The sequence below is a fragment of the Vibrio lentus genome (genome assembly GCF_002875945.1).
Lineage (GTDB): Bacteria > Pseudomonadota > Gammaproteobacteria > Enterobacterales > Vibrionaceae > Vibrio > Vibrio apostichopi.
In genome coordinates this window covers 36183-44247 of sequence record NZ_MCZK01000125.1, presented here as the reverse complement: position 1 = coordinate 44247, position 8065 = coordinate 36183, and the positions used below count along the sequence as shown (strand labels likewise).

At 45.1% G+C, this 8065-nt stretch carries 8 protein-coding genes; 1 reads left to right on the top strand and 7 read right to left on the bottom strand.

Annotation, left to right across the window (positions count from 1 at the left end):
• Window positions 1-6: 6 nt before the first annotated feature.
• The gene (locus tag BCT49_RS14355; RefSeq protein ID WP_198595867.1) at window positions 7-147 is read right to left on the bottom strand and encodes a hypothetical protein; all 141 of its coding nucleotides are present in this window, start codon (window positions 145-147) and stop codon (window positions 7-9) included.
• A 174-nt stretch (window positions 148-321) separates the two neighbouring features.
• Between BCT49_RS14355 and mutS the strand changes: the two genes are divergently transcribed.
• On the top strand, window positions 322-2907 hold the full coding sequence (gene mutS, locus BCT49_RS14350; protein WP_372166352.1) for a DNA mismatch repair protein MutS: 2586 nt from the start codon (window positions 322-324) through the stop codon (window positions 2905-2907).
• A 132-nt stretch (window positions 2908-3039) separates the two neighbouring features.
• Here the strand turns inward: mutS and rpoS are convergent, their stop codons facing one another.
• The 6 genes from rpoS to ispF all read right to left on the bottom strand — a co-directional run bounded on the left by rpoS (window position 3040) and on the right by ispF (window position 8063).
• Window positions 3040-4020: an RNA polymerase sigma factor RpoS gene (gene rpoS / locus BCT49_RS14345; protein WP_029223238.1), complete on the bottom strand. Its 981-nt coding sequence runs from the start codon at window positions 4018-4020 to the stop codon at window positions 3040-3042.
• Window positions 4021-4117: 97 nt separating this feature from the next.
• Entirely contained in the window at window positions 4118-5032 is a 915-nt protein-coding gene (gene nlpD, locus BCT49_RS14340; RefSeq protein WP_102436066.1) for a murein hydrolase activator NlpD, read from the bottom strand.
• A 35-nt stretch (window positions 5033-5067) separates the two neighbouring features.
• The gene (locus BCT49_RS14335; RefSeq protein WP_102436064.1) at window positions 5068-5694 is read right to left on the bottom strand and encodes a protein-L-isoaspartate(D-aspartate) O-methyltransferase; all 627 of its coding nucleotides are present in this window, start codon (window positions 5692-5694) and stop codon (window positions 5068-5070) included.
• Entirely contained in the window at window positions 5695-6438 is a 744-nt protein-coding gene (surE, locus tag BCT49_RS14330) for a 5'/3'-nucleotidase SurE (protein ID WP_102436062.1), read from the bottom strand.
• A 76-nt stretch (window positions 6439-6514) separates the two neighbouring features.
• Window positions 6515-7561, bottom strand: coding sequence for a tRNA pseudouridine(13) synthase TruD (gene truD, locus BCT49_RS14325; RefSeq protein WP_102436060.1), 1047 nt, complete (start codon window positions 7559-7561; stop codon window positions 6515-6517).
• A gap of 22 nt (window positions 7562-7583) precedes the next feature.
• Window positions 7584-8063: a 2-C-methyl-D-erythritol 2,4-cyclodiphosphate synthase gene (gene ispF, locus BCT49_RS14320; RefSeq protein WP_004735397.1), complete on the bottom strand. Its 480-nt coding sequence runs from the start codon at window positions 8061-8063 to the stop codon at window positions 7584-7586.
• Between the last annotated feature and the right edge of the window lie 2 nt (window positions 8064-8065).

Below are 8065 nucleotides of genomic sequence, written 5' to 3'. Positions count from 1 at the left end.
AATTCACTATGCCACTTCACTGCCCGTCTTTCCACAGGCTATTCTTAGCCCTCGGTTTTCTCCAGTATCAGACAAGACACCTTTCTTAGCCGTTAGCGCCTCAATTGTCTTATTCGTTATAGATTTGATATTCTTCTTATCAGCCATTTATCGGGGTCCCTTATCGCAATATTGTGCGGCGATTGTATTATCTAGTATAGGAAATAAAAAAACTACACTTTTACCTACACTAATGATCGCGCTGTAGTGAAATCCTTTGATACTTAGTGGGACTTGTTGAAGATCCCAAAAATTCATAACCCATTGATTTAAAGTAACTTAATGCAAAAAGAAACCACTAAAAACAAAGACATAAAAGCAGCACATACACCTATGATGCAGCAGTACCTAAAACTAAAAGCAGAAAATCCAGAAATTTTGCTGTTCTACCGCATGGGAGATTTCTACGAGCTTTTCTACGATGATGCTAAAAAAGCCTCTCAACTCCTCGATATTTCGCTAACCAAGCGTGGCTCTTCAAATGGTGAGCCTATTCCTATGGCTGGCGTTCCATACCACGCTGTTGAAGGTTACCTGGCGAAGTTAGTGCAGTTGGGCGAGTCCGTAGCGATTTGTGAGCAGATTGGTAATCCAGCAACTTCAAAGGGCCCGGTAGATCGCGCTGTCGTAAGAATTGTGACACCGGGAACTGTAACCGATGAAGCATTGCTTTCTGAGCGTGTTGATAACCTGATTGCCTCCATTTACCACCACAATGGTAAATTTGGCTACGCAACGCTTGATATTACTTCTGGCCGATTCCAGCTATGTGAGCCGGAAACCGAAGAAGCAATGGCGGCAGAGCTACAAAGAACATCACCACGTGAACTGCTATTCCCTGAAGATTTCGAACCCGTAAATTTGATGGCAAGTCGTAATGGCAATCGCCGTCGTCCAGTATGGGAATTTGAATTAGATACAGCGAAGCAACAACTCAATCAACAATTTGGTACTCGTGACCTAGTTGGCTTTGGCGTTGAAAGCGCAAAACTAGGTTTATGCGCTGCGGGCTGTTTGATTCAATATGTAAAAGACACGCAACGTACTGCTCTTCCACACATCCGTTCACTCACAATGGATAAGCAAGATCACTCGGTGATCCTTGATGCGGCTACTCGCCGTAATTTGGAGATCACCCAAAATCTCAGTGGCGGCACAGACAACACCCTAGCCGAAGTACTCGATCATACTGCGACTGCTATGGGTAGCCGTATGCTTAAGCGTTGGTTACATCAACCCATGCGTAACATTTCGGCTCTTGATCAACGCCTAGATGCGATTGGTGAGATGAAAGATCTAGCTCTGTTTACTGAGTTACAACCAACGCTGAAACAGATCGGTGATATCGAACGTATTCTTGCGCGTCTTGCACTTCGTTCAGCTCGTCCACGTGATATGGCACGACTTCGCCAAGCAATGGAATACTTGCCAGAGCTTGCAGAAACGCTGACGCAACTTAAGCACCCATACCTCACTCAGCTTGCTCAATATGCATCCCCTGTAGATGAAGTATCAGAGCTGCTTGAGCGTGCGATCAAAGAAAACCCACCGGTGGTTATCCGCGACGGCGGTGTGATTGCAGAAGGCTACAACGCCGAGCTAGATGAATGGCGTGACCTTGCTGCAGGTGCAACCGAGTTTTTGGATAAGCTTGAGCAAGAAGAGCGTGAACGTCACGGTATCGACACGCTTAAAGTGGGCTACAACAACGTACACGGTTTCTTCATTCAAGTTAGCCGCGGACAAAGCCACCTTGTGCCGCCACATTATGTTCGCCGCCAAACACTGAAAAATGCAGAACGCTACATTATTCCTGAGCTGAAAGAGCACGAAGACAAAGTTCTTAGCTCTAAATCAAAAGCCCTAGCTATCGAGAAGAAGTTGTGGGAAGAGCTGTTTGATTTGTTACTGCCTTATCTAGAGCGATTACAAAACATCGCTTCTTCAGTGTCTCAACTGGATGTTCTACAAAACTTAGCTGAACGTGCAGACACCCTTGATTACTGTCGTCCAACCATGACAGAGTCTGCTGGTGTACAAATTCAGGCGGGCCGTCACCCTGTTGTTGAACAAGTGATGGACGAACCGTTTATTGCGAACCCTATCGACCTCAATGATCAACGTAAGATGCTGATCATCACAGGTCCAAACATGGGTGGTAAGTCGACCTACATGCGTCAGACCGCACTCATTGCGCTAATGGCTCATATCGGTTGTTATGTTCCAGCAGAAAGCGCGACGATTGGTTCTATCGACCGTATCTTTACGCGTATTGGCGCATCGGATGATTTGGCTTCGGGTCGTTCAACATTCATGGTTGAGATGACAGAAACCGCGAATATTCTGCACAACGCAACACCAAATAGCCTCGTGCTAATGGATGAAATCGGTCGTGGTACCAGTACTTACGATGGTCTATCTCTAGCTTGGGCAAGTGCTGAATGGCTAGCCAATCAAATCAATGCGATGACACTATTTGCAACGCACTACTTTGAGCTAACTGAGCTACCGAACCAAATTCCAACCTTAGCGAACGTACATTTAGATGCGGTTGAACATGGCGACAGTATTGCCTTTATGCACGCGGTTCAAGAAGGTGCAGCAAGTAAATCTTACGGCCTTGCGGTTGCTGGATTAGCTGGTGTACCTAAAGCGGTGATCAAAAACGCACGTGCAAAGCTGACTCAGCTAGAAGCATTGAGTATCGACTCTCCGACATCAAAGCCAAGTGGCGTTGATATCGCGAACCAACTGAGCCTGATACCTGAACCAAGTGAAGTAGAGCAAGCACTCGCAAATGTTGATCCAGATGATCTAACCCCTCGCCAAGCATTAGAAGAACTCTACCGCTTGAAGAAGTTGCTTTAGTCTCTTGTTATTGTCGCTTTGTACTGTCGTTTGAGTAGACAGCATCAAAGACAAAAGCCACAAACAAAAAAACGCTGACTTATAGTCAGCGTTTTTATTTGTCTTCTATTCAAAGAAACATCATCAGTTCATTTAGTCGTTTTCTACGTTGAACAGATTTTCCATGTTCAAACCTTGCTTGATTAGAATCTCACGTAGACGACGAAGGCCTTCAACTTGAATTTGACGAACACGTTCACGAGTCAGGCTGATTTCACGACCTACTTCTTCTAATGTTGACGGTTCATAGCCAAGTAATCCAAAGCGACGCGCAAGCACCTCTTTCTGCTTAGGATTCAGCTCATCAAGCCAGAAAATCAACGAGTTTTTGATATCGCTATCTTGAGTTGAAACCTCAGGATCCGAGTTGTTGATGTCCGGAATAATATCCAGTAGCGCTTTCTCACCATCACCACCAATCGGCGTATCAACGGAGCTCACTCTTTCGTTTAGACGAAGCATCTTACTCACATCACCAACTGGTTTATCTAGCTTAGAAGCGATCTCTTCAGCCGTTGGTTCGTGGTCAAGTTTTTGTGATAGCTCTCGCGCAGTACGCAGGTAGATGTTCAGCTCTTTCACAACATGAATTGGCAAACGGATAGTGCGAGTCTGATTCATTAGCGCACGTTCAATGGTTTGACGAATCCACCATGTCGCGTAAGTTGAGAAGCGGAAGCCACGCTCTGGGTCAAACTTCTCTACGGCGCGAATCAAACCTAAGTTGCCTTCTTCAATAAGATCGAGAAGTGCAAGACCACGGTTGCTATAACGACGAGAAATTTTTACCACCAAACGCAAGTTACTTTCGATCATGCGTTTGCGTGCTGCTTCATCACCGCGTAGAGCTCGACGTGCATAAAGCACTTCTTCTTCAGCGGTTAATAGTGGTGAGAAACCGATTTCGCCTAAGTAGAGTTGAGTAGCATCTAAACTCTTAGATGTAACTTCAGTCTCTTCTTTCGTTTCGGCTTTCTTTTTGACTGTTCGTTTTGCTTTTCCAAGAGCTTCCGGTTCCGTGGTTGCTTGGTTAAGATCGAACTCTTCTTTGGTTACTGCATTGCTTATACTCATAACGCCTCCCCCTGGCGAAATTAGCATGACATTACAACTTCATATGTCGCTAAATGACTGTGTCACTCCATACAATACGTAATTTTGCATACTGTATTTAAGGTAAATATCGTTTTGGATTTACGGATTTACCTTGGTAACGAATCTCAAAGTGCAGCCTAACACTGCTGGCTCCAGAGCTTCCCATTGTTGCAATCTTCTGCCCTGGTTTCACACTTTGCCCTTCAGATACTAATAGTCGATCGTTATGCGCGTATGCACTTAAGTAATTATCATTGTGCTTCACAATCACTAGATTGCCGTAGCCTCGTAGTGCATTACCCGAATAAACAACCGTTCCCCCTGCAGTAGATACTATTGGCTGACCTCGCTGTCCTGCTATGTCTATGCCTTTATTTCCTTGTTCGCCTACAGAGAAATTCTTGATTACTCTCCCTTTAGTTGGCCATAACCATTTGGATACTTTATCACTTGTTGGTTTGGTGGACGGTGTAACATTCTGTTTACCTTTAGACCCAACATACTCCTTTGATTTGGATTGTTCAACCTTCTTTGGTGGATCTTTTTTCACCGGTTTGGCGGAAGTTTGCGCAGGCTTGGAATTAGAGTTTTTACTCTTTGGTGGCGTGGTTTTTGGCTTACTGCTCGCAGACGCTGTCGTGGCCGCGGCTGCAGGAGCAACCACAGCTGCCGCAACGACCGTTGATTTACCATACGCTGGCGCGCTATAGCTAGGACGCCACAACTTAAGCTTCTGTCCGGGATGAATAGTGTAAGGTGCTGCGAGGTTGTTATAACTCACAAGGTCTTTGACGTCTTTATTGGTGACATAAGCAATGAAATAAAGGGTATCGCCTTTTTTGACTTCATAGTAACTGCCACGATAACTACCACGATCGATCGATGAGTAATTTTTGTTTAGGCTAGAAACTGGCGCAGGCGAGTTAGCCGCACACCCAACAAGTGCACAGCTAAGTAACAAAGTACTTCCTTTAAAAACCTTCGAACGCATCGACTCTCTATCCACCTACACCATTAGTCTTGTTATTAAGCTAGCTCACCAGGAACAAGAGGTACAAACCTTACCATTTCAATCACGCTGGATAAGAACTCATCACCATGGCGAACGATTTTCAGCAACTGTTGTTCATCATCACCAACAGGAATCAACAAGCGACCACCATCTTTTAGCTGCTGCAGAAGTGCTTGAGGGATCGACTCCGCTGCTGCTGTTACAATAATGGCATCAAAAGGCGCTTTTGCTGCCCAGCCTTGCCAACCATCACCATGTTTAGTTGATATGTTGTAGAAATCGAGCTGTTTGAGACGACGCTTAGCATCCCATTGCAATGATTTAATTCTTTCAACCGAATACACATGATCAACCAGCTGAGCTAAGACAGCCGTTTGATAGCCAGAACCCGTACCGATTTCTAAAACACGGCTATTTTGCTGTAATTCTAGCAACTCTGTCATCTTAGCGACAATGTACGGCTGAGAAATCGTCTGGCCCTGCCCGATAGGAAGCGCATTATTCTCATAGGCTTGATGATACATCGCCTGTGATAAAAAACTCTCTCTCGGCAGTTGATAAATAGCATCAAGAACCTTTTGATCCTGAATACCATTTTCAATCAGAAAAGTAATTAAGCGCTCTGCTTGAGGATTACTCACTTACTTCTCCCCTAACCATGTTGTCATCGCACCTAGTGACTCATGCGCTGTCAGGTCAACTTGTAACGGTGTTACTGATACAAAGCCATGCTCGATAGCATAAAAATCAGTGCCTTCACCCGCGTCTTGCTCTTTACCCGGAGGACCAAGCCAATAGATATCATGACCGCGTGGGTCTTTTTGCTTAATCATATCTTCAGCATGATGACGAGCACCTAGGCGTGTCACCTGAGTGCCAGACAACTGTTCTAAAGCTAAATCAGGGATATTGACGTTTAACAGGCGATTGGTTGGGATTGGGTTTACTAAGTGTTGTTCGACGATACGACGAGCAATGGCCGCCGCTGTCTTAAAATGTTTTTTACCCACCAGAGAAAACGCCACCGATTGAACGCCTAAAAAATGCCCTTCCATGGCTGCAGCCACTGTGCCTGAATAAAGCACATCATCGCCCAAGTTGGCACCATGATTAATACCCGTTAATACCAGATCAGGCATATCATTCTTTAGCAGTTCATTTAACGCAAAATGCACACAGTCGGTCGGTGTTCCTTGTACCGAATATGTATTTTCGGTAATTTCTTGAACACGTAAAGGCTGTTCTAAAGTTAATGAATTTGAAGCGCCCGAGCGATTACGATCAGGTGCCACAATGATAATTTCAGCAAGATCACGTAATTCATTGGCCAGCTCATGAATACCCTGAGCATGCACACCATCATCGTTGCTGAGTAAAATCTTCATCTTGTATCCTTTCTTTTGTTCCAATGCCAAGTCACTTAATTTCCGATATCAAGTGACTTCGCTCCAAGCAGAATCGTTATTGCTCGTAGCTTCTCTCTACGTGAACTTCTTCAACCAATTCACGAACAATAGCGGTTGCGAAACAACCCGCATCAAGAGAGAACTTAAGAATGACATTGTCTTCGTTCACTTCCCACGTCAAACCCATCGGCTTCAGCGAAGCTTCACGACGATCATGGCGCATACGGTTGCCACAAATAAGAGCCATTAGATCTGGTTCAGCATCAAGGTGTTTCTGCTCTAGAGCTTGAGACTCATCGGTCGTTGGTAACGCATTATCTCCAGCTAAAGCAACGGTAATAAACGCAGAACCGCTCGCGATATCTTGATTTACCGTTTCGATGTTGTCTGCCGTCACAGCTAATTGAGCGCCGTCTTTAACGACGATATCGCCAACCAATGCCGACGCAAACGCATCTTGCTCAATACGCTCAGAAAGGATTAAGTTGTAGATCCAAGAACGAGCGGCAGAGAGATACAAGCTGCGCTTATTTTGATTACGCGTACGAACGTTTTCACGACCCCAACGACGAGCTTCAGATAAGTTGTTACCTTCATTACCAAAGCGCTGAGCACCAAAGTAATTTGGCACACCGACTTGAGCAACTTTTTCTAAACGCTTGACCACATCATCACAGTCCGTTACTTCAGACAAAGTCAGCTCGAATTGGTTGCCAACTAAATCGCCTGGACGTAACTTTTTGTTGTGACGTGCTGTCGCCAAGATCTCAATGCTTGGGTATTGTGCAAGAAAAGCAGAAAAATCAGGTTCACCTTTTGGTAGATGCACGCTCAACCACTGTTCTGTCACAGCATGACGGTCTTTCAAACCAGCCCAGCTCACGTCCTTCGACTTAACACCACACGCTTTAGCCAGCTCGTTTGCTACGAAGCTCGTGTTCTCACCAGTTTTACGAATACGCACCATTAGGTGCTCGCCTTCACCAGTAAACTCAAAACCCAAGTCTTCATTAACGACAAAGTGTTCGGCTTTTGCTTTTAGTTTTGCTTTCGCAGTTGGTTTACCGTTTAGGTAAGCCAATGAAGATAAAATATCTGACATGCTGTTCTTTTCGTGTTGGTGCTTACGCACTTTTAGTAATTAGGACAACCGCTTCACATGCGATGCCCTCTTTGCGGCCTGTAAAACCTAAACGCTCGGTAGTCGTGGCTTTTACATTCACATTGCTAATGCTTGTTTCTAAATCTTGAGCAATGGCTTGGCACATAGAGTCTATATGAGGAGCCATCTTTGGAGCTTGCGCCATGATAGTAATATCCGCATTACCAATCACATAACCTTGCTCTTTTACTCGACGGTAAACATCTTTGAGTAATTCGCGGCTATCTGCGCCTTTCCATTCATCATCCGTATCAGGGAAATGACGACCAATATCACCCGCTGCAATTGAACCCAGTAAAGCATCGCATAATGCGTGCAGGGCAACATCACCGTCGGAGTGCGCGATAAGACCCTGTTCATAAGGGACGCTCACACCACCAATAATTACCGGGCCTTCACCACCAAATTTGTGTACATCAAAGCCATGGCCAATACGAATCATCA